General features: G+C 70.5%; 28 protein-coding genes. 11 read left to right on the top strand and 17 right to left on the bottom strand.

Annotated elements, in window-relative coordinates; all coding sequences use genetic code 11:
• Window positions 1-131 precede the first annotated feature (131 nt).
• Both LZP97_RS03900 and LZP97_RS03895 read left to right on the top strand, forming a co-directional pair.
• Entirely contained in the window at window positions 132-1,406 is a 1,275-nt protein-coding gene (locus LZP97_RS03900; protein WP_048772922.1) for a hypothetical protein, read from the top strand.
• Between the two features lie 113 nt (window positions 1,407-1,519).
• The gene (locus LZP97_RS03895) at window positions 1,520-3,076 is read left to right on the top strand and encodes a long-chain-fatty-acid--CoA ligase (RefSeq protein ID WP_048772925.1); all 1,557 of its coding nucleotides are present in this window, start codon (window positions 1,520-1,522) and stop codon (window positions 3,074-3,076) included.
• A 63-nt stretch (window positions 3,077-3,139) separates the two neighbouring features.
• Here the strand turns inward: LZP97_RS03895 and LZP97_RS03890 are convergent, their stop codons facing one another.
• Together LZP97_RS03890 and LZP97_RS03885 are read right to left on the bottom strand one after the other, a co-directional pair.
• Window positions 3,140-4,324: a thiolase family protein gene (locus LZP97_RS03890; protein WP_017680402.1), complete on the bottom strand. Its 1,185-nt coding sequence runs from the start codon at window positions 4,322-4,324 to the stop codon at window positions 3,140-3,142.
• 114 nt (window positions 4,325-4,438) lie between these two features.
• Window positions 4,439-5,290, bottom strand: coding sequence for a hypothetical protein (locus LZP97_RS03885; RefSeq protein WP_234574977.1), 852 nt, complete (start codon window positions 5,288-5,290; stop codon window positions 4,439-4,441).
• A 373-nt stretch (window positions 5,291-5,663) separates the two neighbouring features.
• Between LZP97_RS03885 and LZP97_RS03880 the strand changes: the two genes are divergently transcribed.
• Complete coding sequence (locus tag LZP97_RS03880; protein WP_048773088.1) at window positions 5,664-5,960, top strand: chorismate mutase; 297 nt, start codon at window positions 5,664-5,666, stop codon at window positions 5,958-5,960.
• Window positions 5,961-6,034: 74 nt separating this feature from the next.
• Here the strand turns inward: LZP97_RS03880 and LZP97_RS03875 are convergent, their stop codons facing one another.
• From LZP97_RS03875 to LZP97_RS03865, 3 genes are all read right to left on the bottom strand, one after another.
• The gene (locus LZP97_RS03875; RefSeq protein ID WP_010595791.1) at window positions 6,035-6,502 is read right to left on the bottom strand and encodes a hypothetical protein; all 468 of its coding nucleotides are present in this window, start codon (window positions 6,500-6,502) and stop codon (window positions 6,035-6,037) included.
• Between the two features lie 88 nt (window positions 6,503-6,590).
• The gene (locus tag LZP97_RS03870) at window positions 6,591-8,015 is read right to left on the bottom strand and encodes an aldehyde dehydrogenase family protein (RefSeq protein ID WP_010595790.1); all 1,425 of its coding nucleotides are present in this window, start codon (window positions 8,013-8,015) and stop codon (window positions 6,591-6,593) included.
• A 96-nt stretch (window positions 8,016-8,111) separates the two neighbouring features.
• On the bottom strand, window positions 8,112-9,185 hold the full coding sequence (locus LZP97_RS03865; RefSeq protein WP_010595789.1) for an alpha/beta hydrolase: 1,074 nt from the start codon (window positions 9,183-9,185) through the stop codon (window positions 8,112-8,114).
• A gap of 149 nt (window positions 9,186-9,334) precedes the next feature.
• Here LZP97_RS03865 and LZP97_RS03860 point away from each other — a divergent pair, with 149 nt between their 5' ends.
• Window positions 9,335-11,422, top strand: a complete 2,088-nt coding sequence (locus LZP97_RS03860) for an elongation factor G-like protein EF-G2 (protein ID WP_048772933.1) — start codon at window positions 9,335-9,337, stop codon at window positions 11,420-11,422.
• A gap of 13 nt (window positions 11,423-11,435) precedes the next feature.
• Here LZP97_RS03860 and LZP97_RS03855 read toward each other — a convergent pair whose 3' ends face one another.
• The 3 genes from LZP97_RS03855 to ppk2 all read right to left on the bottom strand — a co-directional run bounded on the left by LZP97_RS03855 (window position 11,436) and on the right by ppk2 (window position 13,412).
• Window positions 11,436-12,125 carry an alpha/beta fold hydrolase gene (locus tag LZP97_RS03855; RefSeq protein ID WP_010595787.1) on the bottom strand — a complete coding sequence of 230 codons (690 nt, stop codon included), beginning with the start codon at window positions 12,123-12,125 and terminating at the stop codon, window positions 11,436-11,438.
• A gap of 33 nt (window positions 12,126-12,158) precedes the next feature.
• Entirely contained in the window at window positions 12,159-12,329 is a 171-nt protein-coding gene (locus tag LZP97_RS03850) for a hypothetical protein (RefSeq protein ID WP_017680406.1), read from the bottom strand.
• A 135-nt stretch (window positions 12,330-12,464) separates the two neighbouring features.
• Window positions 12,465-13,412: a polyphosphate kinase 2 gene (gene ppk2, locus LZP97_RS03845; protein WP_010595786.1), complete on the bottom strand. Its 948-nt coding sequence runs from the start codon at window positions 13,410-13,412 to the stop codon at window positions 12,465-12,467.
• Between the two features lie 190 nt (window positions 13,413-13,602).
• On the opposite strand from ppk2, the gene LZP97_RS03840 reads away from it, so the two are divergent.
• From LZP97_RS03840 to LZP97_RS03825, 4 genes are all read left to right on the top strand, one after another.
• Window positions 13,603-14,055 (top strand): DUF5994 family protein, encoded by a 453-nt coding sequence (locus LZP97_RS03840; protein ID WP_010595785.1) that lies wholly within the window; start codon window positions 13,603-13,605, stop codon window positions 14,053-14,055.
• Window positions 14,045-14,230, top strand: a complete 186-nt coding sequence (locus LZP97_RS03835; protein WP_124258589.1) for a hypothetical protein — start codon at window positions 14,045-14,047, stop codon at window positions 14,228-14,230. The genes LZP97_RS03840 and LZP97_RS03835 overlap by 11 nt, the downstream gene beginning before the upstream one ends.
• Window positions 14,231-14,335: 105 nt before the next feature.
• Window positions 14,336-15,484, top strand: coding sequence for a serine hydrolase domain-containing protein (locus LZP97_RS03830; protein ID WP_048772936.1), 1,149 nt, complete (start codon window positions 14,336-14,338; stop codon window positions 15,482-15,484).
• Between the two features lie 56 nt (window positions 15,485-15,540).
• Complete coding sequence (locus tag LZP97_RS03825; protein WP_048772937.1) at window positions 15,541-16,221, top strand: DedA family protein; 681 nt, start codon at window positions 15,541-15,543, stop codon at window positions 16,219-16,221.
• An 88-nt stretch (window positions 16,222-16,309) separates the two neighbouring features.
• Here the strand turns inward: LZP97_RS03825 and LZP97_RS03820 are convergent, their stop codons facing one another.
• The 5 genes from LZP97_RS03820 to LZP97_RS03800 form a co-directional block, all read right to left on the bottom strand.
• Window positions 16,310-17,524 carry a GNAT family N-acetyltransferase gene (locus LZP97_RS03820; protein WP_048772941.1) on the bottom strand — a complete coding sequence of 405 codons (1,215 nt, stop codon included), beginning with the start codon at window positions 17,522-17,524 and terminating at the stop codon, window positions 16,310-16,312.
• Window positions 17,525-17,590: 66 nt separating this feature from the next.
• Window positions 17,591-17,875, bottom strand: coding sequence for a hypothetical protein (locus LZP97_RS03815; protein WP_048772943.1), 285 nt, complete (start codon window positions 17,873-17,875; stop codon window positions 17,591-17,593).
• Window positions 17,875-18,186 carry a hypothetical protein gene (locus LZP97_RS03810; protein WP_048772945.1) on the bottom strand — a complete coding sequence of 104 codons (312 nt, stop codon included), beginning with the start codon at window positions 18,184-18,186 and terminating at the stop codon, window positions 17,875-17,877. Before LZP97_RS03810 ends, LZP97_RS03815 begins: the two co-directional genes overlap by 1 nt.
• A complete protein-coding gene (locus LZP97_RS03805) occupies window positions 18,183-19,562 on the bottom strand; it encodes a hypothetical protein (RefSeq protein ID WP_234574973.1) in 1,380 nt (459 codons plus the stop codon). Before LZP97_RS03805 ends, LZP97_RS03810 begins: the two co-directional genes overlap by 4 nt.
• A complete protein-coding gene (locus tag LZP97_RS03800; protein WP_082170378.1) occupies window positions 19,559-19,855 on the bottom strand; it encodes a type VII secretion target in 297 nt (98 codons plus the stop codon). The genes LZP97_RS03805 and LZP97_RS03800 overlap by 4 nt, the downstream gene beginning before the upstream one ends.
• Before the next feature lie 242 nt (window positions 19,856-20,097).
• On the opposite strand from LZP97_RS03800, the gene LZP97_RS03795 reads away from it, so the two are divergent.
• The 3 genes from LZP97_RS03795 to LZP97_RS03785 all read left to right on the top strand — a co-directional run bounded on the left by LZP97_RS03795 (window position 20,098) and on the right by LZP97_RS03785 (window position 21,606).
• Window positions 20,098-20,430, top strand: a complete 333-nt coding sequence (locus LZP97_RS03795) for a hypothetical protein (RefSeq protein WP_048772952.1) — start codon at window positions 20,098-20,100, stop codon at window positions 20,428-20,430.
• A complete protein-coding gene (locus LZP97_RS03790) occupies window positions 20,427-21,059 on the top strand; it encodes a DUF3558 domain-containing protein (RefSeq protein ID WP_048772953.1) in 633 nt (210 codons plus the stop codon). Before LZP97_RS03795 ends, LZP97_RS03790 begins: the two co-directional genes overlap by 4 nt.
• Before the next feature lie 97 nt (window positions 21,060-21,156).
• On the top strand, window positions 21,157-21,606 hold the full coding sequence (locus tag LZP97_RS03785; RefSeq protein ID WP_048772956.1) for a hypothetical protein: 450 nt from the start codon (window positions 21,157-21,159) through the stop codon (window positions 21,604-21,606).
• A 31-nt stretch (window positions 21,607-21,637) separates the two neighbouring features.
• Here LZP97_RS03785 and LZP97_RS03780 read toward each other — a convergent pair whose 3' ends face one another.
• From LZP97_RS03780 to LZP97_RS03765, 4 genes are all read right to left on the bottom strand, one after another.
• Window positions 21,638-21,865, bottom strand: coding sequence for a hypothetical protein (locus LZP97_RS03780; RefSeq protein WP_048772959.1), 228 nt, complete (start codon window positions 21,863-21,865; stop codon window positions 21,638-21,640).
• Window positions 21,866-22,034: 169 nt separating this feature from the next.
• Entirely contained in the window at window positions 22,035-23,246 is a 1,212-nt protein-coding gene (locus LZP97_RS03775) for a bifunctional 3,4-dihydroxy-2-butanone-4-phosphate synthase/GTP cyclohydrolase II (protein WP_048772966.1), read from the bottom strand.
• A 5-nt stretch (window positions 23,247-23,251) separates the two neighbouring features.
• Window positions 23,252-23,737 carry a flavin reductase family protein gene (locus LZP97_RS03770; RefSeq protein WP_043797283.1) on the bottom strand — a complete coding sequence of 162 codons (486 nt, stop codon included), beginning with the start codon at window positions 23,735-23,737 and terminating at the stop codon, window positions 23,252-23,254.
• A complete protein-coding gene (locus LZP97_RS03765; protein ID WP_048772970.1) occupies window positions 23,734-24,237 on the bottom strand; it encodes an NADPH-dependent FMN reductase in 504 nt (167 codons plus the stop codon). The genes LZP97_RS03770 and LZP97_RS03765 overlap by 4 nt, the downstream gene beginning before the upstream one ends.
• Window positions 24,238-24,247: the final 10 nt, after the last annotated feature.

The raw sequence follows: 24,247 nt of genomic DNA, 5'->3' as shown, positions 1-24,247 counted from the left end.
TGCGGAACCACCGGGGGTCCAGCCGACCACGGCCGCACCGCCGGCCGCGGATTCGCCCGAACCGCCGGTGCGGCCGGCCCGGGTCGGGTACAGATGATGCGACAGGACTCTCCCTCACCCGAGGAGTTCCCATGGCCGTACGCGATCCTTCGACGGCCGGGCGCGGCCGTCGCCTGACCACCGTGCTCGTCGGCGTGCTCGCGGCAGCGCACGCCCTGGTGATGCCGGCGGTCACCGCGGCGCAGCAACCCGTCGGGTCCTGCGCGTGGCAGTTCCGGTCCGATGCGACCGTGCTGGACATCGCGTTCCCCGACGCCGCCGCCACCTACTGGGTGCTGCCGTACGCGCTGACCCCCGGCGACAGCATCGAACTGCACGGCACCTATCCGGCGGCGCGGTACTTCTCGCTCAACACCTACGGAACGAACTTCGACACCGTCGACACCCTGCGCGACGCGCAGATCGCACCCGACCCGGGCAGCGGCAATCCGTTCGCGGACGCGGCTGCCGAGGCGCTGCCCCCGTCGGCGCGGCGCTGGAGCGCGACCGTCGTCACCGGTCCGGCCGACCCCGCCCGCAACGAGATCGCCGCGCTCCCCACCGGGTCGCCCACCGCACCGGTCGGATTCCTCATCATCCGGGTGTACGTGCCCGACGACCCGGCCTCCGCGTCCGGCGGGGTTCCCCTGCCGGACGTGACCCTGCACCAGGGCGGGCGCGCCGTGCCGGTACCCACGTGCACCGCCGAGTTCGACCCCGCCGACTACGGCAGCGGACCGGTCGAGCGCGCCGCCGAGGCGGCCGTCGACCGCATCGTCGAGAGCGCCGCCTCGGGCGCCTTCCCCGGTGACGTTCCCGAGACCACGTTCGTCAGCCCCGCCACCACGTCCGGTTTGTTTCCCAACGGCGACAACAAGTACATCGGCACCGTCCTGACCTACCAGCCGGGCCGCATCGCCGTCGTGCGCGGCAAGGCCCCCACGTTCCCCGACACCCGCGCCGGCGAACCGGTCACCACACCGGGCCGCCAGGTGCGGTACTGGTCGATGTGCCAGAACGACCAGGTCACCCCGTACCCGGTCGTCGCGTGCGCGGCCGACTTCGAGACGGCCGTCGACGCGGAGGGCTGGTTCACCTACGTCGTCGCCGCGCCCGAGGACGTGCCCGCCCGCGCCACGGCCGATCCGACGGTGACGGTCCTGCCGTGGGGCTCGACGGCGGTCCCGAAGAAGACCCTGCTCTACCGGAACATGCTCCCGTCCGACGAGTTCCTGCCGCAGTCGGTGCAGTCCGCGCAGGGCGGCGATCCGGCGGCCACGATGGGGCCCTACTACCCCCGAGGGGCCTACTGCGAGACCTCCACCTTCGAGGCCGGCGGAGTCGCGGCCTGCCTGCCCGGACAGTGAGGCCGCTGGGGTCTGCGGCGATACGCCCGATTCCGAGACGCCGCGCCGCCCCGGCAATAACCTGTGTGACACCCGCCACAGGGCGGGCAGCTGTTCTTCCAGGAGGCCCCCGCATGTCCGTCCCCGCTCCGTCCGTCATCCTCGACCGCGTCGCGCACTGGGCGCAGACCAAGCCGGACGAGGTCGCGGTGCAGTACCTCGACCGCACCCACACCTGGGCGCAATGGCACGAGCGGCTGCTCCACCTCGCCGGCGCCCTCGCCGCGGAGGGGATCGGGCCGGCCGACACCGTCGCGTTCGTCGACAAGAACAACCTCGCCTGCCTCGAGGTCACCTACGCCGCGTCCGCGCTCGGCGCGGCCAACGCGATCCCGAACTTCCGGCTCGCCGGGGACGAACTCGACTACGTGATCAACGACTCGCGGGCGCGGATCCTGTTCGTGGGAGCGGAGTTCGCGCAGGAGATCGCGTCGCTGCGGTCGCGGTTGTCCTCCGTGGAGAAGATCGTCGTCGTCGGCGGGGAGAACGACGAGTTCGAACCGTGGCTCGCGGCCGCCGCTCCGGCGACCCTGCCCGACGTCGCGGCGGAGACCACCGCGCTGCTGCTCTACAGCTCCGGCACCACCGGCCGGCCCAAGGGCGTCCAGCTGACGCACCGCAACCTGTTCGCCCATGCCGAGGACGTGCTCGCCGTGCTGCCGTTCACCGACGGCGACTGCCTGCTCGTGGCGATGCCGCTGTTCCATGTGGGCGGCACCTGCTACGCCGTCATGGGTATCCACGACGGCCGCCGCTGCGTGTTCACCCGCGAGGCGGATGCGCCCTCCCTGTTCGGGGGTCTGGCGGCGGGAGCGAACATCGCGTTCCTGGTGCCCCCCGTGATCGCGGCCGTCCTCGCCGCCGGCGAACGGGCGATCGGGGCGTTCGCGCGGCTCAAGCGCATCACCTACGGCGCCGCGCCGATGCCGCTGCCGCTGCTGCGGGGCGCGCTCGCCGCGTGGCCGGACACCGAGTTCGTCCAGGTGTACGGCATGACCGAACTCGCCGGGGTGATCACCGCGCTGCTGCCGGACGTGCACCGCGACCCGGCACAGGAACGGCGGATGGCGTCGGCGGGCACCCCGATCCCCGGGGTGGAGATGCGCGTCGTCGATCCGGCCACGCTCGAGGACGTGGCGCCGGGCGGGATCGGCGAATTGTGGTGGCGCTCGGCGCAGACCACACCCGGCTACTGGAACCGGCCCGACGCGACGGCCGAGACGATCACCCCCGACGGGTGGTTGCGCAGCGGCGACATGGGCCGGGTCGACGACGGCGGGTTCGTGTTCATCGAGGACCGCCTCAAGGACATGATCATCACCGGCGGCGAGAACGTGTACTGCCCGGAGGTCGAGCGGGTCCTCGTCGAGCATCCGGCCGTGGCCGAGGTCGCCGTCATCGGCGTCCCGGACGAGAAGTGGGGTGAGACGGTCAAGGCGGTGGTGGTCCTCGCCCCGGATCAGAAGGCCGACGAGCAGGAACTCGTCGACTACACCCGCCGGCACCTCGCGCACTTCAAGTGCCCGTCGAGCATCGACATCGTCGACATGCTCCCGCGCAACCCCACCGGCAAGATCCTCAAGCGCTCCCTGCGCGCCCCGTACTGGGCCGGGCACGAACGCACCATCTGAGCGGTGCGTCCTTTGGGCGGCTGCAGCAGCCCAAAGGACGCACCGGCCGCGGAGCGGCCCGGCTCAGCGGATGCGGCGGATCAGGGCGGCCAGGGCCTGGCCGCCGCCGATGCACATGGTGACGATGCCGAGCTCGAGGTCGCGGCGCACCAGGTCCTTGGCCACCCGCAGGGTCAGGATGCCGCCGGTCGCACCCACCGGGTGGCCGAGGGCGATCGCCCCGCCGTACGGGTTGGTGCGGGCCGGGTCGAGCTTGGCGTCCCGGATCACCGCGACGGCCTGCGACGCGAACGCCTCGTTCAGCTCGATCGTGTCGATGTCCGCCGGGGTGGTGCCGGTCTGCTCGAACAGCTTCTGCAGGGCCAGCACCGGCGCGTAGCCCATCAGCTCCGGCTCGAGGGCGGCGGTGGCGACGGACTCGAGCACCGCGAGCCCGCCCAGGCCCCGCTCGACCGCGACGGACTCGCGGGCGAGCACGACGACGCCGGCGCCGTCGTTGATGCCCGAGGCGTTGCCGGCGGTGACGGTGCCGTCCTTGACGAAGGCCGGGCGCAGCGTCGCCAGGGTCTCGACGGTGGTGTCGGGCTTGGGATGCTCGTCGGTGGTGACGACGGTGGGCTTGCGGCCGCCGATCTCGACGGGGGTGATCTCCTCGGCGAACGCGGCGCGGGCGGCGTCGGTGGCGGCGCGGCGCTGCGACTCGGCGGCGAACTCGTCCTGCGCGACGCGGTCGATGCCGTACTCGCGGGCGACGTTCTCGGCGGTGACGCCCATGTGGATGCCGTGGAACGGGTCGGTGAGCATGCCGACGGTGCCGTCGACGAGGGTGCGATCGCCGAGCTTGTAGCCGGAGCGGGCGCCGAAGTCGTAGAACGGCATGCGGGACATGTTCTCGTCGCCGCCGGCCAGGGCCAGGTCGACCCCGCCCCAGCGCATCTGCATCGCCGCCGACCAGATCGCCTGCAGGCCCGAGCCGCACAGCCGGTTGACGGTGTACGCGGGGGTCGAGACGGGCAGTCCGGCCGCGAGGGCGACGCGGCGGGCGTTGTAGGCGTCGGGTCCGACCTGCCCGATGCAGCCCATGACGACCTCGTCGATGTCCTCGGCCGCCACGCCGGCACGCTCGAGGGCCGCCTTCGCGGCGGTCGCGCCGAGTTCGTGGGCCGGCACGCCGGCGAACGCGCCGCCGAAGCTGCCGACCGGGGTGCGCGCGCCGTCGACGACGACGATCCGTTCCGCTGTGCTCATCTCACGTCCCATCTCTCGCAGGAGCGGCACCGAGTGCCATATCTTGCGGTCGACGATACCGGAGCAGTGAGCCGCAACACAGTCGGGTGGCACTGCGACGCAAGGCGGGCACTGTCAGGTGGGATCGCCGAGGTCGTGCCGATGCACGCGCTCGGTCGCCGCGGCCGACCCGAGTTCCGTGCGGGCCTGCGGATTGCTCGCATAGAACTCGAGCACCCGGAACAGCAGCACCGGGTCGCAGTCGAACTTGCGGGAGTCGATCTCGATCACCGGTTCGGGAGGCAACCGGTCCAGGCGGAACAGCCGGCTGGTCCGTCGTCGCGCCCAGGCCGCGGCCGGCGTGCCCAGCACCCAGATCTCGGGGAAGCCGTGGTGGACGGCATGCACCCCGGCCACCGACACCCACGGCAGATACGACTCGATGGTCCAGTCGCGCTGCCGGATCCCGTCCGGTGTCAGCAGTAGCGCCCCCCGGCGGATCCCGCCGCGCAGCACCTCCACGACGAACGCCGCGCACGGCAGCCCGAATGCCGCGAGGAGCACACTCACCCACGGAACGCCGGGGGCGAACAGCACGATCTCGACGGCAGCGCCGAGGGAGAGCAACGCCGCACTCGTCGTCATGGCGCCCATCAGATGGAAGACCGGGCCGGATGCGCGGATCTCGGTGGCCCCGCGGCCCCACGCCTCGACGAGACGGATCTCCGGGTCGCCGCGCCGTGGCCGCCAGAACACGTATCCGAAGAGCGCGGTGAGGGCCATCAGGCCGGACAGGATGAGGAAGAACCGCATCACCGCCCAGGCCCCCGCGTGACCGGCATCCCAAGCCCGCCAGAGGGAGACGAGGATCACGACACCCGCCAGGACTATCGCGGCGGCGACCCGGGTATTGACCTTGGGAGGCGGCCACTCCTCCGGGCGGATCATTCGCGCGGAGGCGGACTCGTCTTCATCGGTGCCGTGCACGAAACACCCGTCCCACTGCGTTCCCCTTCCGGAAGCGCCGGGGACCCCGCCGCCCCGACCGGTTGCCGGTAGGTGGGGAACGCTACCGCAGGGCTCACCGATCGTGGCGCACGACACGCACCGCGACCGCGGTCGCCCGCCGAAGGGACCTTCGACCCTACGCCCGGGGGCCGGATCCGGGCCCGCACGCCGCGGTGTGACCATTGCCACATACGCCCCAGGACGGACATAAAGCCCAGTTCAAGAGGTGTTCATCTCGTGGCCGTCGATCCCGGGCGGCGGGACACGAAAATCTTGTCTACGGATGAGTAACACTGGCGCCGACGGGAACGACACAATCATCGACGATCCAGACGAGACCGGAGGAATCTGCATGACTGTCCAGCTTGATTCGCCTGGCTTCGAGTCCGCCCGCGAGGTGGTTTCGACCCAGGAAGACCTCGGTCGACTGTTCGACGAGATCGGGGAGCTCGACGCGCGGATTCTCGAGGCGATCGAGCGCCGCAGCGAGCTGTCGCGCCGGGCGGGCATCGCTGCGAAGGAGTCCGGGACTGCTCGGCAGGCCCAGAACCTCGAGATGCGAGTCCTCGACCGTTTCGCCGAACTCGGCGCCGACGGCAAGACCCTGGCGATGACGCTGCTCCGCCTCGGACGCACCCGCCTGTCCTAGACCTGACGACTTCCGCGGCCCCCGCACCGATCGGTGCGGGGGCCGCATCGTCGGCACTGCCGGAACACGAACGTTCAGTGCCTCGCGTGCAGCAGACCCTCCCGCACCGAAGCGGGCCGAGATGCCTCGAGCTCGAACTCGGCGAGCGCGCGGCCCGCGACGGCGGCGATGCCCGCCGGCGGCAGCTCCTCGAACTCGCCGAGCACGAGGGCGATCTGCTCGATCGGCGGCAACGTCGAGAACAGCACGGCGTCGTCACCGCAGCCCTCCGCACGCCGGGGCGCCCGGCCCTCCGCGTGCAACAGGTACACGAACCACGACACGGCGTACGCGCACAGTTCGGGACCGATCGGGCCGCGCCAGGTCGCGACCGCCCGTGCCAGCGCCCGGTCCAGGATCGGAGCCGCCCGCTCGGAGCCGACGGACAGCAGCCGAGCGCACGCGGCGAGGTCCGGGAGCCGGCCTTCGAGCACCTCGCGCAGACCACGACCACTCGGGTCGCCCGTGGACCCGCCACTGGGCTCCGGCGGCATGATGTACATCGTCCGCTCCCTCCGTGCATTCCGGCCCGGGGAAACCGATGCCGTCTCCCCGTCTATCGTTCGGCGAGGCCCGAACGTGACGGACCTCTCACCGCAGCAGTGCCTTGACCTCCAGGAATTCTTCGAGGCCGAAGACGCCTGCCTCGCGGCCGACACCGGAGTGCTTGTAGCCGCCGAACGGTGCGTCCGTGTTGAAGGCGCCGCCGTTGAGGTAGACCTGCCCGGTGCGCAGCTGCCGAGCGACTCGCTCGGCCCGGGCGCGGTCGGCGGACCAGACGCCGCCGGAGAGCCCGTAGTCGCTGTCGTTGGCGATGCGCACGGCGTCGTCCTCGTCGCGGTATCCGATGATCGACAGCACCGGCCCGAAGATCTCCTCGCGCGCGATCGTCATGTCCTCGGTCACGTTCGCGAACACGGTCGGTCCGACGAAGTAGCCGGTGCCGAGGCCGGTTTCGCGGCCGTCGAGGACCAGCTCGGCGCCCTCCTCGATGCCCTTGTCGATGTAGGACCGCACCCGCTTGAACTGGTTGGCGTTGACCAGCGGCCCGAGGCGGGTGGTCGCCGCGGCGGGATCGCCGACGGTGTAGGCGCGCGCGACCTGTTCGGCGAGGGCCGCCACCTCGTTCATCCGCTCGGCGGGGACGAGCATGCGGGTCAGGGCCGAGCAGGTCTGCCCGGAGTTCAGGAAGCACTGGGCGACGCCGTCGGTGACGGCGCGGGTCAGGTCGGCGTCGTCGAGGATGACGTTGGCAGACTTGCCGCCGAGTTCGAGCGCGACCTTCTTCACCGTCTCCGCGGCGACGACGGCGACGCGCTTGCCCGCGCGGGTGGAGCCGGTGAACGACACCATGTCCACGTCGGGATGCGCGGCGATGGCCTCCCCCACGACGGGACCGTATCCGCTGACGAGGTTGAACACGCCGGGCGGCAGCCCGGCCTCGTCGCAGAGGTCGACGAGCGCGTAGGTGATCAGGGGCGCCACCTCGGTCGGCTTGAGCACGACGGTGCAGCCGCCCGCGAGGGCCGCGAAGACCTTCAGGACCACCTGGTGCAGTGGGTAGTTCCACGGGGTGATGGCACCGACGACGCCGATGGGTTCCCGGACGATGAGGGCGTTGCCCACCTCCCCGGCGTCGAAGTCGTAGGTCGCGGCGAGTTCGGCGTAGCGGGTGATGTTCTTCAGCGGCATGCCGATCTGGACCGGCTTGGCCAGCGCCACCGGCATGCCCATGTCGCGCGAGACCAGTTCGGCGAGCTCGTCGATGCGCTCGGCCATGAGGGCCGCGACCTTGCCGAGGTGGGCGCCCCGTTCGGCGCCGCTGAGCGCCGACCACGCCGGGAACGCCGCACGCGCGGCGCGGACGGCCCGGTCGACGTCCTGCGCGGTGCCTTCGGCGACGACAGCGATAACGTCCTCGGTGGCCGGGGCGATCACGTCTATCCGGCCGGTGCCGTCGGAGTCCACCCATTCGCCGCCGATGTAGATCTTCGTGCGATCGAGCACGTTGTTCATGTGTCGGTCCTTCTCCCCTGAGTGATGTGCTTCACAGGCAGCGTACGACGCGGGTCCGACGCGCAGCGGGAAGCCGGTCCGGCCCGCCGCGGCGGGTCAGGGCCGGGTCTCGAGGGCGCGCTGGAGCGTCGGCCACGCCTTGGGCAGCTGGTCGCGCCAGTAGCCCCACGCGTGCACCCCGACGGGTTCGTAGGTGACGGTGACGGGGATCTTCAGGGCCCCGAGGCGCTCCTCGAGCCGCTGGGTGCACATCCGCGAGCCGGCCTCGAGGATGCCGCCGAGGACGAGGGTGCGTGCGAGGTCCGGGGTGTCGGGTGTCTCGTGGGGTCCCGGCACGCCGGTCGCGGCGGACAGGTACAGCTCCTTGCCGGCGAGGTTCTCGGCGTGCGCGACGGTGTCGTGCTCGGCCCACTCCCGGCTGCCGGGCGGCCCCCACATGTTCACGGCGTCGCCGCCCTGCGACGAGGTGCTGGTCTGCACGACGGCGCTGCCGAGCAGGTCGACGGTCGAGTAGCAGCCGCTGAACGCGGCGACGCCCCGGTACAGCTCGGGGTGGCGGTGGGCGAGCATCATCGCCGCCTGCCCACCCATCGAGTTCCCGGCGATCGCGTTGACCCCGTTGCTGTTCAGCCGCGCGGCGAGCAGCGGCGGCAGTTCCTGGGTGAGGAAGGTCTCCCACTTGTTGAGCCCGAGCTTGGGGTCGGACTGCAGCCAGTCGCTGTAGAGGCTGCCGCGCCCACCGTTGGGCATGACGACGTTGACGTTCTTGTCGGCGAAGAAGGCGGGCGCGCCGCCGATGTTCATCCAGCCGCTCGTGTGGTTGCGGGCGCTGACCCCGTCGAGCAGGAACAGGGTGGGACGCGGGACGGAGTTGTCGGCGGGGAGCAGGACCTCGACGCCCACGTCGCGGCGCAGGGCGGGGCTCGCGACCGTCAGCCGCACCGCGCGTTCGGCGATCGGGGTCTCCCCCACGATGGCCGCGGTCTCGATGTCACGCAGCTCGGGCAGCGGGCCGGGGTCCTCCTGGAAGGCGGCCGGCACCGAGGAGCCGGAGTTCGACCCGGTGCCGGGTGCCGCGACGGCGGCTCCCGCACCCAGCACGGTCACGGCGGCGAGGGCCGTACCGGTCGTGAGCAGGCGGACGAGTGCCGGACGCCGGGCAACCACCACGAGGACCTCCCTAAACCTCAAGTTCAGGTTGAGAGTAGCCGACGCGCGGGCTTCGTGGTGCCTTTCCGGATCGTCGGCGTGCCCGAAAGACGCCACGGCGACGGAGGCGCCTCCTACACTTTTGGCACAGGCCACGGGAGGAGTCGCCGATGCCCGACCGCTCTGCCGCACGCACCGAACGGGCGCCCGCCGTCGAGCGCCCCGCACAGCTCCGCAACGTCGTCCTCGTCGGCTGCAGCGGGGTCGGCAAGACCACCCTCGCCGAATCCCTCGCGCTGGCCGCCGGCGCCGTGGGCCGGGCCGGCCGGACCGCCGACGGCACCACAGTCTCCGACTACGAGGCGATCGAACAGCAGCACCGTCGCTCGGTGCAGCTGGCCGTGCTACCGCTCGCGTGGAACGGGGTGAAGATCAACATCATCGACACCCCCGGGCACCCGGACTTCGACGCCGAGGTCCGCGCGGGACTGCACGCCGCCGACGCGGCCGTATTCGTAGTCTCCGCAACCGATCCCATCTCCGCCGCCACCCGCACCCTGTGGCGCGAGTGCGCCGAGACCGCGATCCCCCGCGCCATCGTCGTCTCCAAGCTCGACGTCGCCCGCACCGGCTTCGACGACATGCTCACCGCGTGCCACGACGCGTTCGACCTCGGCCCGGACACCCTGCGCCCGGTCTACGTGCCGGTCTTCGACGGCGGCCGCCCCTGCGGCTCGATCGATCTGCTCACCGGCCGCGGCTACGGCAATCCTGCCGCCGTGCCGGACACCGGCGCCGCACGCGAGAGCCTCGTCGAGGCGATCTCCGGCCAGGACGACACCCTCATGGAGCGCTACCTCGCGGGCGAAGCCCTCGACACCGAATCCCTCGACGAGGGGCTGCGGCACGAGATCGTCGACTGCGCACTGCATCCCGCGCTCGCCACCACCGACTACGGGGTGGGTGCCGCCGAGCTCCTCGACCTCCTCGCGATGGCCTTCCCCGACCCCACCCACCGTCGCCCGCCCGCCCCCGCCGCCGACCCCGAGGCACCGCTGGCGGCGCAGGTGATCCGCGTGGCCGGGGACGCCTACGTCGGACGCATCAGCCTCGTGCGGGTGTATTCCGGAACCCTGCGGCCCGACACGACGATCCGGCTGGCCGGAGCCGCCGGCGACGACACCACCGAACGCGTCGCGACCCTCACCAGCCCGTTCGGCCGGCAACAGCGCCCGGTGCCCGAGGCCGTCGCCGGCGACCTGGTCTGCATCGCCAAGCTCCTCACCGCCCAGCCCGGCGACACCCTTTCCGACGCGGGGGAGTCGACCCTCCTGGACCGCTGGCCGCTACCCGAGCCGCTGCTGCCGGTGGCCGTCGAGGCCCACACCCGCAGCGACGACGACAAGCTCTCCCAGGCCCTCGCCCGGCTGACCGCCGAGGATCCGGCCCTGCGCCTCGAACAGAACCCTGACACCCACCAGCTGGTGCTGTGGTGCACGGGCGAGGCCCACGCCGAGGTCGTCCTCGACCGGCTCCGCACCCGCCACGGCGTCCACGTCGACGCCGTCCCCTACCGGGTGGCGCTGCGCGAGACGTTCGCAACCCCGGCCAAGGGCCACGGCCGGCTCGTCAAACAGTCCGGCGGGCACGGCCAGTACGCGGTGTGCGACGTCGAGGTCGAACCGTTGCCGCTCGGCGGCGGCATCGAATTCGCCGAACGCGTCGTCGGCGGCGCCGTGCCCAGGCAGTTCTACCCGTCCGTGGAGAAGGGCGTGCGGGCGCAGGCCGCCAAGGGGGTGGCCACCGGGAACCCGCTCATCGACGTCCGCGTCACCCTCGTCGACGGCAAGGCGCACTCGGTGGACTCCTCCGACGCCGCGTTCCAGACCGCGGCCGGGCTCGCCCTGCGTGACGCCGCCACACACACCGAGGTCACGCTGCTCGAACCCGTCGCCGCGGTGCGGGTGATCCTGCCCGAGGAGTACCTCGGCGCCGTCCTCGGCGACCTGTCCGCCCGGCGCGGCCGGGTCCTGGGCACCGAGAGCGCCGAGCCGGGCCGCACTCTGCTGCGCGCGGAGGTCCCCGAACTCGAACTCGCCCGCTACCCAGTGGATCTGCGGTCGCTCACGCAGGGCACCGCGGAGTTCTCCCGGATGCACCTGCGCTACGAGCCCATGCCGGCCGCGGCGGCGGCACAGTTCACCGGCGGGCAGCGCGAGTCCACGTCGAACGGCAAGTCCCGCAACGGAAACCGGTAGCGTCCCGGTCAGATCATTCCCGCAGCAGCAGCGACGCCAGTTCGGGCGGGCGGGCGAGGGCCGGCAGGTGGCCGGTGTCGATCACCTCCGGCTCCACCCCCACGCGTTCGTGCGCGAGCCGCTCGATCAGCGGCAGCGGGAACAGCCGGTCGTGCCGGCCCGCGATCACCCGCACCGGCACGTCCGGCCACCGCTGCGCCCGCCACGCCGGCTCGAACGCCGACTCCGCCATGTCCGGCTGCTCGTGCGCGAACGCCTCGTCGACGACGTCGTCCGGCACGTCGTGGAAGAACAACGCGCGCGGATCCAGCGGCGCGTCCGGGTCACGTCCGTCGGCGACGTCCTGCGCGCGCTTCGCCTCGGCCTGGCCCACCGCCGACCACCACTGTCCCGGCGACTCGCCCGGCGCCGGGATCATCGGCGCCACCAGGACCAGCGCGTGGACCGGCATCCGCTCGGCGACGATCGCCGCGGTGAACGCGGACATCGACTGCGCCACCACCGTCGGTGGGCGCGCGAGGTCACGGCAGGCCGCCACCACGACGTCCGCGTACGCGTACTGGTCGGCGCCGGGATCGGTGTACGGGAGGTCGACCGGCACGACCTCGTGCCCGCGCAGCAACGGCGCCACCCGGTGCCAGTACCACGAGTCCGACCCCGCCCCCGGCAACAGGACGAAGCTGCGGGTCGTGGCACCGGGCATCGTCGGCGGCCGATCCGTCACGAGAGGGGCCGGTCAGTCCGGCGCCTCGTCGCCGGTCTCGATCGGACGCTGCTCCTCGCGGTCCGAAACGCTGCCCTCGACGCCCTCCTCCTCGCGTTCGCTCTCGACCCGTTTCTCCATGTCGTCCACCAGGTTCTCCAGGTCCTCCCCGGTGACCGGGGCGGGACGGTCGGTGGCCTCCACGGGCTCTTCTCGGTCATCGCGCTGTTCCGGACTTCCCACGGTGTGACGTCCTTTCGATGTCGGCCGACCTCGGTCGGTGCAGCCCTCCCGCATTACCCGGTCGCCCGCGCCCCGAAACCGCGCACCGGGCGCACATCACACCGTCGGGAAGGTCTCCGAGGGGCGCTCCCCCTCGTCGTAGACCGTCTCGGGCGAGCCGATGATCTGGGCATCCGGGGTGCCGACCACGCGCGGATTCTTGCCGGTGTAGTCGAAGCGATGCAGCACCCACTTCATCGCCTCGATCCGCGAACGCTTCTTGTCGTTCGCCTTGACGATGGTCCACGGGGCGTGCGGGGTGTCGGTGTAGAACAGCATCGCCTCCTTCGCCTCCGTGTACGCATCCCACTTGTCGAGGCTCGCGAGGTCCGTCGGCGAGAGCTTCCACTGCTTGACGGGGTCCGTGCTGCGCGCGACGAACCGCGCGTGCTGCTCCTCGCGGCCCACCGAGAACCAGAACTTGACCAGGTGGATCCCGGACTGCACCAGCATCCGCTCGAATTCCGGTGCGGAGCGCGTGAATTCGCGGTACTCGTTGGGGGTGCAGTAGCCCATCACCCGTTCGACACCGGCCCGGTTGTACCAGGACCGGTCCATCAGCACGATCTCCCCGCCCGCCGGCAGGTGCTCGACGTAGCGCTGGAAATACCACTGCGTGCGTTCCCGCTCGGTCGGCTTCTCGAGCGCCATCACCCGCGCACCGCGGGGATTGAGATGTTCGGTGAACCGCTTGATCGCCCCGCCCTTGCCGGCCGCGTCGCGCCCTTCGAAGATGACGACGATCTTCTCGTTGTGCTCCTTGACCCAGGCCTGCAGCTTGAGCAGTTCGATCTGCAGCTTGCGTTTGCGGGCCTCGTACTGCCGCCGCGTCATCTTCGTGTCGTACGGATAGCCGTTCCGCCACGGTTCGTCGACGTCGGCGATCCGATTCTTGCGGCCGGACTTCCGCAGCAGCTCGCCGATCTCGTCGATCTCCGGGGTGACGTCGATCTGACCGTCCGACGCGAGTTCGAACGGTTCGCCCTTCTCGTTCAACTCGTCCACTCCGTGAGATTACCGCCGCCACCGGCCCGTCGCGGTCCGAACGCCGGTGCGACCCGCGGCGCATTCGCCCGTTTCCACCCCACCCTGTAGGCTTCGAGTCATCGATGGGCATTTCGCATCGGGCTTCCCGCCCGGTGGGCCCCGATTGGAACATCTTCCGGCTGATTCGCGGCCGACCAAGGAGCGTCCCGTGACGCACACACCGCGGCCCGGACAGCGCGGCACCGACCGGGGTGTGCCGGCGCAGCCGGGAACGCAACCGTTCCCCGAACCCACCCGCACCCCGCGGCTCCTGCTGCGACCTGCCGGGGCGCCTACGTCGTCCGTCGACGGCGCCTGGTTCCCCTGGACCCAGAACATCACCTCGGAGCTGCACGACCTGGTCTCGGCGCTCGCCCCGAGGCTCGGGCCCGTCGTGCGGATCGCGTTCGAATGGAATGCGGTCAGCTCCGCCCAGCGGCGCATCGACGACGTCGACGGCATCGAGATCACCGGTCCGATCCCCGGCCAGCCGTCGACTCTGATGTACCTGTTCGGCGAACACGGCACGCGGCTCGCGCTGACGATCGTCGCGCCCCACACCGACCCCGACCGCGCCTACGAGATCATGCGGACCGTCGCCGGTGTGCCCGATGAACACTGACCCGCTTCCCCCGACGATTACCACCACAGAACAGGACACCATGCAGCACCACGAGTACCCGATCTTCCTTCAGCCCGGCACCCCCGCCGACGCGGACACTCCCACCGAGGCCGAGACGGATCCCCGCCGGCACGGACCGCACGACTACTCCGGGCTCTTCTCGGCTCCGAACTGACCGGCATATCCCCGCTGCGGGGGGAACATGATCGAATCCGGCGCATGACCCCGGCGCAGACGTCACACTGAAATCCGGAGAAATCCCCCGAACTCTGGAGACGCCATGCGCCGGCTGTCGATCCTTGCGATGACCACCTTCGTTCTGGCGGCCGCCGCCTGCGGCTCCGACAGCGGCACCGAGGACTCCGCGACGACGACCACCCGCGCGCCCGACTCGGCCCAGGCCGAGCAGTTCCAGGCCGCGCTCGACGACGTGCGCGACGACTTCAAGTTCCCCGGCGTCGTCGCGCGGGTGATCACCGCCGACTACGAGTGGACCGGCAGCTCCGGGACCGCCGGCCGGGACTCGACCGAGCCCCCGACCGCCTCCGACCACACGCGCATCGGCAGCATCACCAAGACGTTCACCGTCACCGCGATCCTCCAGCTGATGCAGGACGGCAAGCTCTCCCTCGACGATCCCATCGGCAAGTACGTGCCGGGCCTGCCCAACGGCGACACCGCCACCCTGCGCCAGCTCGCCGACATGACCAGCGGCATCCCCAGCTACACCTTCGACGAGAACTTCCAGAACCAGCTGTTCGGCGACCCCACCAAGCCCTGGACTCCCGAGCAGCTGCTCGACATCGTGCGTGGTGACCCGCCGAACTTCGCGCCCGGTGAGAAGTGGGAGTACTCCAACTCCAACCTCATCGCCCTCGGCCTGGTCGTCGAGCAGGTCAGCGGGCAGAGCCTGGGCGACTACATCACCGAGCGGATCACCGAGCCCATCGGCATGAGCGAGACGTCGTTCCCCGACGGCACCGACATCCCCTCCCCCCACCTCGACGGCGTCACCGAACAGGGACAGCCGGAGGGGCAGACCACCGACGCCACCAACTGGGATCCGTCGTGGGCGTGGGCGGCCGGGGCGATGATCTCCACCCTCGACGACCTGGAGATCTGGGCGAAGGCCATCGGCACCGGCGAGGGACTCTACGACCAGCAGACCCAGGACGTGCGGATGTCGTCGTTCCTGTACGGGCTGCCGCCGAACACCGCGACCGCGGCGTACGGGCTCGGACTCGGCGACGCCGACGGCTGGCTCAGCCACACCGGCGAACTGCCCGGCTTCAACACCTACTTCGGCTACAACCAGGACACCCGCGACATCATCCTCGTCGCGGTCAACAGCGACATCCCGAACGCCCAGAACCAGAACCCGGCACCCACCGTGGTGCAGAAACTGCAGGCCGCGCTCGCCGGATCCTGACCGCACGACGGCCGTGGCGGCCCTCACGTCGGCCGGATCCGGCGTGATCGGTCGTTATGGTGGATCAGGTGACTGCCGCACTCCTCGCCGCCATACCCGCCGACGCCGGCGCCCCCACCGACGGCCTCGCCGGCTGGGCGCTGTCCCTCATGGACCGGCTCGGCGGCGTCGGAGCGGGGATCGCGATCGCGCTGGAGAACTTCTTCCCGCCGCTGCCCAGCGAGGTCATCCTGCCGCTCGCCGGGTTCGCCGCAAGCCTCGGCAGCTTCACCCTCTTCGGTGCCCTGTTCTGGACCACCCTCGGCTCGCTCGTCGGCGCCCTCGGGCTCTACGCGGCCGGACGCGGCATCGGCCCCGACCGGATCCGGCGGATCGTCGACCGGCTTCCCCTCGTCGACGTCGCAGACCTCGACCGCACCACCGCCTGGTTCGAACGACACGGCGGCAAGGCCGTGTTCTTCGGCCGCATGGTCCCGCTCTTCCGCAGCCTGATCTCCATCCCCGCGGGCGTCACCCGCATGCCCGCGTGGCGATTCGTCCTCTTCACGACCGCGGGCAGCCTCATCTGGAACAGCATCTTCGTCTTCGCCGGCTACGGCCTGGGCGCGAACTGGTCCCGCGTCGAGCCGTACGCGTCGGTGTTCCAGAACGTCGTGATCGGTGGCGTCGTGCTCGTCGCCGGGTACGCCGTGGTCAAGCGGGTGCGCAAGCGCCGCGCGCAGACCGACGCGAACTAGCCGACCTTGCACCCGTTCCTGTCGGCTTGCATCCGTTCCGGCGCGACGAAACGGGTGCAAGCACGCAGAAACGGGCGCAGGCTCGGGTTCAGAACATGACGCCCGCGAACGGCGCCGAGGCCGTCGCGAACAACTGCTCGACCACCGGCAGCGCGTCCGCGTCGTGCACCTGCACGAGCCCGGCGACCTCGAGCTGATGCCAGCGGGTCCCGCCGAGCAGCGTCGCGGCGAGCGTGGACGCGTCCACCTCCAGCTGTGCCGGCTCGTCCACGCGTTCCGCGCCCGACGCCGAGATCCGGTAGGTGCCGGAGTTCTCCGGCAGCCGGTCGTCGACCACCGCCAACCGCACCTCACCGGGGCCGGCGAACGTCCGCTCCCGCAACGCGGCGGGCACGTCCACGATCCGCAGCCACGTCTCGTCGCCGGCGCGGCGCAGCTGCACCGCGCGCGAGTCCGTCAACAACCACGGCAACGGGTCGTCCTGCGGCATCGCGGCGAAGACGAACGTGTCGACGAGATCGAGGTTCAGCAGGAACCGCAGCAGGCCCAGGTAGGCGGTGCGGGTCGGCGCGAAGAAGTCCTCGACGACGACCGTGCGCTCCCGGCTGCCGAACCAGGTGTCGGTGCCGATCGGGCGGTAGCGGGCGAAGCCCGTCTCCGCTCCCGGCTCGCCGTGCACCGCGACGTACCGGGGTTCGCGGTCCCCGACGATCCGGTGCTCCTGCGACCGCCACCAAGGCGGGATGCGGTCGATGCTCCCGGGCCGCGACGACGGATTGTCGTCGGCGATGCGCGAGAGCAGGTCCCACGCGTCGTGCGGGTCGACGAGCCGCACCGGCCCGCCCTCCCCCACCGACGGACGCAGGACAGCCCGCCGCACGTCCAGTTCGACGGTGTGCGTCGTGGTCGCGATGCCGTACCCGAAACGGCCGTAGATCGTCGCCTCGGAGGCCCGCAGCGACGTCACCACCTCACCCCGGTCCTGGGCGTCGCTCAGCTGGTGCCGCATCAACGCCGACAGCACGCCCCGACGCGTGTGCGTGGGCAGCACCCCGACGTGCGTGACGGCGGCGTGCGGGACGCGGCGCCCGCCCGGCAGGATCATCCCGCTCGACGCCGACTCCACGGTGCCCACCAACTGCCCGTCGACGAACGCGCCGAGCGTGCGGCCCTGCTCGCGCTGGGTCAGGATCTGGCCCGGCTGGAGCGGATTCGGGGCGGGCATCCCGATCATCGCGGTACGGAACAGTTTCGCCGCCGACAGCAGCTCTGATTCGGTCTCGAGGACCCGGATCTCCGGCATTACCGCAGCATACGGGGATCGCGGCGACGGGACCGCCCGGACGTGCCCTCCGCCCTGGGCTGCCGTTCATCGAAGTGCCGCCGCCACCCCACCGAACAACAGAACACCGACCAGCAGCGACGGGACCGCGACGCTGGAGATGGCCAACCCTGTGCCGAATCGACGGACCGGCCCGCGGAACGCCGTCAGCACTCCCCCACCGACGAGGGGACCGAGGTACGGCCACGCTGCGTCGCTGCCGGCAATGCCGAGAGGGACCGACGCCACGCACACCAGTCCGCACAGCGCCCCGGCGAAGCTCTCCGGGCCGAACCAGTCGATGCGATCGGTCCACCGCGACTCACGGCTCATCACGACAACGACCACACGACACAGAGAACTACCGCGGCCCCACCGACTCCGAGCGCAATGCCGCGGCGACGTTCGACGCGTGAGCGCGCCAGCACAGCAGCGATGGCAGCCATGACCGCGGCGACGACAACGAGAATCCACCCTTCCGGCGGGTTCGCCCGATAGTCGATCGTGCCGATCGCGGCAACGATACCGAGGAACAACGACGCTCCGCCGCCTGCGGCGAGCGGCAGGGACCACGTGGCGGCCTCCCAGAAGCCGATCCGATCGAGCCGTTGCGAGATTCCCGACGGAAGGACCGGCCGAATCATCGGACGACCACCACGCGAAGCGGATCCTCCGTACCACCGAGCCTCGTGGGCTGGTGCGGATCCGCATCCGGACGTGTCCCCGCCTCGTAAGGCGGCAACTGAGCGTACGCAGACCTGAAACGCTCGAACGCTTCCGTTCCGACCCCGATCGAATGATGGAACGGAAGGTTGATGAGCGGTCCGTATTCGCTGCCGCTGTCGGCAGGGTCGATCGTGACAGTTTCCGTACCGCCCATGGGCGTATCCCGATAGACCTCGAGCGCCGGGTAGTCCGTGATCACACCGTCGACAGCAATTCCTTCCGGCCGCGGCGATATCACGATGTCACCGTTGACCGTATGCGTTGGTGTCGACACATCCGGAGCGAGAGGGTTTCTCGCGTGGTACTGGATCCGAACGGCACCGTCGGCCGCCTGCTGGACGTCTACGGTCGGCACACCGACCCGTACGTCACCGTCGACCGACACCGAAGGATTCTGACGGGCGATCACCATGCCGTTCTCGTAGTCGACGTAGATCGCGACTCGTGTGTCCTCGACGTCGAATCGGGGATCCTCGGACCGATGGTCACCCAGATCCTGCGGCAGGTTCACCACCGTTTCGGACGGGATGTAGAGCCCGATCCGCACTACGCCCTGACCCGGCACGGGCCCGATCCGACCCGCGACGACCTCCGGCCCGACTCCCGCGTACTTCTCGGCGAAGCTGTTCGCCACAAGGATGTACGCCGTCGCCCAGTCCACCGGGTCGAGCGGGAGCCGACCTGTGAGTCGTTCGAATGCATCGGCGGCATCCGCCCGCCGCTCGTCGCCGGAGTCTGCCCCCGGGGCAGGCGCGGGTCCTGCGAGCACCACGTCCGCCGGAAACCGAACCTCGTCCGATTGCATCGCGGAGAGCGACTCGAGCGCTCTCCGCATCGCCGTTGCAACCCGCGCGTCTTCGTCGCCCAGTACGGTCAACGCGCGGACAATTTCCGTCTCGTGTCGGCTCGCGGCTTCTTTCGAGGCTCCGGTCACGTCGACCGCCGAGACACGCCCATCGTTCGCAACCCGAAACCCCTCACATTCCGCCGACGCGACGGCATGCAATACGTACGATCGCGCGGCCTCGATGCTCGAGGCTCCGCGGTGAGCAACATCGACACAAAGTTCGAGCGCTCCTGCCGCGCGATTCGCCGCATCCACGAATCGCTGCATCCTGGTGCGTTCGTGATCGCCGGCTGCTCCTAGCCAGAACCGGTGCGAGTCGTCGAAGTCGCGCTCCACGTCGCGCTTACGCCGGTCGATCTCGTCACAAAGTTCCTCCCATGCAGCTGCGATCACGACCAGCGAAGCGGTGTCCCAGCGTTGGGCCTGCTCTCTCGTCGCCGGACTCACACTCTGCCCCGCAGGTCGCGCAATGCGTCGGCCGACGCACGATCCACCTCCGAATACGAGTTCGCAGCAGCATCAGCCCTCATCGCCACGTCGCGCAGACGAGCGGCCAACTGGGACGTCGATGCGACCACGGCTACCCACACCTCTTCACATGCCACCGCGGTGCACGATCCGGAAAGCAGATCCCCGACCTCCGACCAGTCGGTGCATTTCTCCAGTGCGGCACCGGCGTCGGCAGCCCTTGCTGCAAGCAACCGGAGTTCTTCCGGCACGACGAAAACGCTCTCCCCCATGCAGTTGCCCCCTGTGTCCCCAACGTGCCCGATGCACCTTACACAGAAGGACCGCCCCTACTTGCGACTGTCGGATGACCCGATGCCGAAAACCTGACGGCTTGCGCGGCAACGCTCACCGAGTCGGCAGACTCCCGGTCGTCCCGCCCATCAGTCGCCAGTGCCTCGCGTTCGAGCGGTGGCGTTCCCATGCCGTCGGCGCGCTACAGTACCCGGGCCGATGGACATCATGGGGGGATTTCATGGCCGAAGGACTTCGTCTGGATCCGCAGACGATCGACGAGATCGTCGCGATCTGCGACACCATGCTCGAGACTTTGCGAGAAGCGGCGCTGAACGCAAGACGCCTCACCGATGCGCCGAGCTTTGGGGGCTTCAGATCGGCAGAGGATCTACGCGCCGGTTTCGTGCGCAAGGCTCACGGCACGCCCGAGTCGCTCGATGAACGGCTCGAACAGTTCCACGCGGTGCTCAGCGGTATGCGCGAGACGTTCGCCGCCGGCGGGGACGGCTTCCTGACCGCCGAGTACGACTGGACCGAGCGCCTGCACCGTGCAAGCCAGGACGAGCTGTGACCGGACGCCGCACCGCGATCGCAGCCGGTGCGCTTCTGGCACTCGTCGTGCTCACCGGTTGCGCCGCGCCCACGCCTACCGAGGTCACCGTAGGCGCATCCCCGCACGCGCCGACCACCACGACCCGAGTGCCACGCCTGGTCGACGAATCCGATCGGCCTCTCGTCGCCTTCGACCCGTGCCTGGACATCCCCGCCCACGTGCTCACCACCGCCGGCTACGACCCGGAAACCGAAGACGAAGCGGACTTCGCCGCCACGCATTACACCATGCTGGGCTGCTCCTACAAGGGCACCCTCCGCATACCCGGAGTCCTGGCCCGCTACGGACTGACGGTGATGTCGGCCAACTTCACCTTCGAGGAAGAGTGGCAGAAGGCCACCGGCAACGGTGACGACATCGTACCCACCGAAATCGTCGGTCGACGTGCGCTGCTGAAGTCCAATTCGTCTCTGCCCTACAGCTGCGGGATGAGCGTCGAAAGTTCCTACGGGGTGCTCATTTTCGCCCGCATCCACTTCCGCGACAGCAGCGCTCCCCTACCGGAATCACAGTGGTGCGTCGGCCTGGAGGACACCGTCGGTCGGATCGTCGCGGTTCTCGACGACTTCGAATCGGCATCGCGCTGAACGACATCCGCAGGATTCAGGCAGAGTGCACCGCTTTTGTGTCGGCGTCCCGCGCTACGGTTGATCACACTGGAGGAAACCACAGAGGAGGCGGCCGGTGAACGACAGCACGGACGTCCCGGAGATCAACACCTGGGACGGAATGATCGACTGGCTCGTCGACTCGTTCACCGACAAGCCGACGGGTCTCGTCATCGACCTGGGACCGAGCGGCTACGTCGCTCCGCTCGACCAGGACGAGGACGAGGATCTGGTGGTGTGCGTGCAGGTACACGTGCTGGCAGTCGGTGTGCTGATGGTCCGCCGCTCCCGGACCGTACTCGGCCGGCTGCGGCTGGATACTCACGCTGTGGACGGGCTCGAGCTCGACCGGTGGTTCTTCGACGGCCACTTCGACGACTGCACCGACGGCTACCTCTTCACCCGCGACGTCACCTTGGCTGCCGACGCATGTGTTTCGTGGTTCCGCGACAACCCGGACGCGCCCCCGCTCGACGAACTGGGATGCGAGTACGAGTTCCCCGACACGCTTCCGACCGGCACGTAGCCCCTGGCGTGATCCCCGTGGCTCGTTCCGGTCAGCCGTGCCGCTGTCCGAGCAGACGCTCGAGGCCCGTCTGCCCGATGATCGAGATCCTCTGCCCGAGCCGCAGGCGCTCCCGCACCGCGTACAGCTTGCGTCCCTCGGACTCGTTCAGTCCGTTGCGGACGTCCCCTCGCACGAGCAGCGTGGTCGAGTCGCCGACGGCATCCTCACGTGTCCGCCGGCGCGCCGGACGAGCTCCGCGGCCTCGCTCCGAGTCCATCTCTGGAGCTTGCCGGATCGAAGACACTGTCGCGCGTATCGTCGCCGCCCTAGGCGAGTTCGAGTCACGCAGCCGCTGAGTGACATTCACAGCCGCTCCACCGTCAGTCATACGCTCCCACAATTGAACGTGCGGATGACTGCGCGACGCGCGGATACCGTTCTGCGCCTCAGCCTTCCGCAGCGGGCAGCAGATGCCCCATCCGCCGTCGTTTGGCCTCGAGGTACCGCACGTTCGCCGGGGCCCTGCCCACGTGCAGCGGTATCCGCCCCGACACGACGATGCCGTTGTCCTCGAGCCCGGAGATCTTGGCCGGGTTGTTGGTGAGCAGCCGCACCGACCGCACACCGAGGTCGTGCAGGATCGCGGCGGCACCGCCGTATTCGCGGCCGTCGGCGGGTTCGTCCAGTTCCAGATTGGCCTGCACAGTGTCCAGGCCGCCGTCCTGCAGCCGGTAGGCGGCCAGCTTCTTCAGCAGTCCGATGCCACGGCCCTCGTGCCCGCGCAGATACACCAGCACCCCGCCCTCGTGGGCGAGACGCTCGAGGGCGGCGTCGAGCTGCGGGCCGCATTCGCAGCGCTGGGAGGCGAACGACTCCCCGGTCAGGCACTCCGAATGCACCCGCACCAGCGCCCCGTCGACCGGGTCGCCGGCGAGCAGCGCCAGGTGCTCGGCACCGGTGTGCCGGTCCAGGTAGCCGACGGCACGGAAGGTGCCGAACCGGGTCGGCATCACGGTCTCGTCGGCGCGGATCACCCTCCCGGCCGGCACCACGGTTGCGGGCAGCGGGTGCGCGGCGCGGTAGTTGATCAGCTCCGCGACGGTGAGGACGGGCAGGTCGTGCCGGGCGCCGAGGTCCTCGATGCCGGGCATGCGCATCATGGACCCGTCGTCGGCGACGAGTTCGGCGATCACCCCGACCTGGGGCAGCCCGGCGAGAGCGCACAGGTCGACGGCGGCCTCGGTGTGGCCGGGACGTTCGAGCACCCCGCCGGGCCGGGCGCGCAGCGGCAGGATGTGCCCGGGCCGGATCAGGTCGCGGGCGGTGGCGGTGGGGTCGGCGAGCACCCGCAGCGTGGTGGCGCGGTCGGCGGCGCTGATGCCGGTGCTCACCCCGCGCGCGGCGTCGACGGTCACCGTGTACGCGGTCTGCTTCGGGTCCTGGTTGTCGGTCACCATCGCCGGCAGGTCCAGGACGTCGGCGCGAGCGCCGGTCATCGGTGCGCACAGCAGGCCCGAGGTGTGCCGCACGGTCCACGCGATCCACTCCGGACTCGCATGGTGGGCGGCGAGGATCACGTCGCCCTCGTTCTCGCGGTCGGCGTCGTCGGCGACGAGGACGGGCCGCCCCGCGCGCAGTGCGGACAGCGCCGCCTCCATCCGGCTCACGACGCCACCAGCCGGCGGAAGGCGCTGCGGTGGAACACGATCGGCTCGGTGCCGGAGTCGTCGCAGTGCAGTTCGTGGACCCGCAGCACGACGATGGCGTGGTCGCCCGCGGGCACTTGCTGTTCGATCGACACGTCCAGCCGGACGCTACAGCCGGCGACGAACAGCGCTCCCCCGTCCCGGGTTTCGGTGTCGATGCCGGCGAACCGGTCGCCGTCCTTGGCCGCGAGCACCCGGGCGGCACCGTCGGAGTTCAGGACGCTGATGCCGAGGCGCGGTCGTGCCGCGAGCTTCGGCCAGGTGGTGGAGGTGTTCTGCACGCAGAATGCCACCAGCGGCGGATCCAACGACACCGGCACGAACGTGCTCGCGGCCATGCCGAGGCGTTCGGTGCCGGTGTCGGCGCAGATCGCGACGACCCCGGACGGGATGTGGGCGAAGGCGCGACGCAGCGCGGCGCCGTCGAGGGTCAGGGTGGTCATCGGGCCTCCGTCCGGAGAGTGGACCGCAGGACCGGAGCCCAGCGCTGGGCGTAGTCCGCGATCCGCGTGTCGGTGGTGTAGGTGGAGTCGAGCAGGTACAGACCCGGCGCCGGGGTGGTGGCACCGAGTTCGACGAGGACCGGCTTGAGCAGCAGGTCGGGGGCCAGGGCGTGGGCCGGGCCGGCGCCGAGCATGAGCGGCACGGCGGTGACGTCGCGCAGGCCGTCGCCGGTGGCGAACTGGTCGAGGAAGAGCTTGAGGATGCCGGTGTAGGTGGCCTTGAAGGTGGGGCTGGCGACGACCACGAGGTCCGAGGCGGCGACGGTGTCCACCGCCGCCTTGACGGCGTCGTCGCCCCAGCCGAGCAGGCCGGGTCCGAGGGTGATCACGTCGACGACGTGGTCGGGTGCGGCGCCGGTGAGTTCGGTGGCCAGGAGGGTGGCGGCGTCGAGGGTGCGGGAGCCGGGCTTGGGGTTGCCGGCGACGACGGTGGTCTTCATGGCGGGTGTC

The organism is Rhodococcus sp. DMF-1 (assembly GCF_021441945.1).
In the GTDB taxonomy this organism is placed as follows: domain Bacteria; phylum Actinomycetota; class Actinomycetes; order Mycobacteriales; family Mycobacteriaceae; genus Rhodococcus; species Rhodococcus ruber.
This window is presented reverse-complemented; position numbering and strand designations above follow the sequence as displayed.

Excerpts from the sequence above, each read along its gene's own strand:
- LZP97_RS03900 (WP_048772922.1), top strand. The coding sequence starts at position 132 with ATGGCCGTACGCGATCCTTCGACGGCCGGGCGCGGCCGTCGCCTGACC.
- LZP97_RS03895 (WP_048772925.1), top strand. The coding sequence starts at position 1,520 with ATGTCCGTCCCCGCTCCGTCCGTCATCCTCGACCGCGTCGCGCACTGG.
- LZP97_RS03890 (WP_017680402.1), bottom strand. The coding sequence starts at position 4,324 with ATGAGCACAGCGGAACGGATCGTCGTCGTCGACGGCGCGCGCACCCCG.
- LZP97_RS03880 (WP_048773088.1), top strand. The coding sequence starts at position 5,664 with ATGACTGTCCAGCTTGATTCGCCTGGCTTCGAGTCCGCCCGCGAGGTG.
- LZP97_RS03875 (WP_010595791.1), bottom strand. The coding sequence starts at position 6,502 with ATGTACATCATGCCGCCGGAGCCCAGTGGCGGGTCCACGGGCGACCCG.
- LZP97_RS03870 (WP_010595790.1), bottom strand. The coding sequence starts at position 8,015 with ATGAACAACGTGCTCGATCGCACGAAGATCTACATCGGCGGCGAATGG.
- LZP97_RS03860 (WP_048772933.1), top strand. The coding sequence starts at position 9,335 with ATGCCCGACCGCTCTGCCGCACGCACCGAACGGGCGCCCGCCGTCGAG.
- LZP97_RS03855 (WP_010595787.1), bottom strand. The coding sequence starts at position 12,125 with ATGCCCGGTGCCACGACCCGCAGCTTCGTCCTGTTGCCGGGGGCGGGG.
- LZP97_RS03835 (WP_124258589.1), top strand. The coding sequence starts at position 14,045 with ATGAACACTGACCCGCTTCCCCCGACGATTACCACCACAGAACAGGAC.
- LZP97_RS03830 (WP_048772936.1), top strand. The coding sequence starts at position 14,336 with ATGCGCCGGCTGTCGATCCTTGCGATGACCACCTTCGTTCTGGCGGCC.
- LZP97_RS03825 (WP_048772937.1), top strand. The coding sequence starts at position 15,541 with ATGGTGGATCAGGTGACTGCCGCACTCCTCGCCGCCATACCCGCCGAC.
- LZP97_RS03820 (WP_048772941.1), bottom strand. The coding sequence starts at position 17,524 with ATGCCGGAGATCCGGGTCCTCGAGACCGAATCAGAGCTGCTGTCGGCG.
- LZP97_RS03815 (WP_048772943.1), bottom strand. The coding sequence starts at position 17,875 with ATGAGCCGTGAGTCGCGGTGGACCGATCGCATCGACTGGTTCGGCCCG.
- LZP97_RS03810 (WP_048772945.1), bottom strand. The coding sequence starts at position 18,186 with ATGATTCGGCCGGTCCTTCCGTCGGGAATCTCGCAACGGCTCGATCGG.
- LZP97_RS03800 (WP_082170378.1), bottom strand. The coding sequence starts at position 19,855 with ATGGGGGAGAGCGTTTTCGTCGTGCCGGAAGAACTCCGGTTGCTTGCA.
- LZP97_RS03795 (WP_048772952.1), top strand. The coding sequence starts at position 20,098 with ATGGCCGAAGGACTTCGTCTGGATCCGCAGACGATCGACGAGATCGTC.
- LZP97_RS03780 (WP_048772959.1), bottom strand. The coding sequence starts at position 21,865 with ATGGACTCGGAGCGAGGCCGCGGAGCTCGTCCGGCGCGCCGGCGGACA.
- LZP97_RS03775 (WP_048772966.1), bottom strand. The coding sequence starts at position 23,246 with ATGGAGGCGGCGCTGTCCGCACTGCGCGCGGGGCGGCCCGTCCTCGTC.
- LZP97_RS03770 (WP_043797283.1), bottom strand. The coding sequence starts at position 23,737 with ATGACCACCCTGACCCTCGACGGCGCCGCGCTGCGTCGCGCCTTCGCC.
- LZP97_RS03765 (WP_048772970.1), bottom strand. The coding sequence starts at position 24,237 with ATGAAGACCACCGTCGTCGCCGGCAACCCCAAGCCCGGCTCCCGCACC.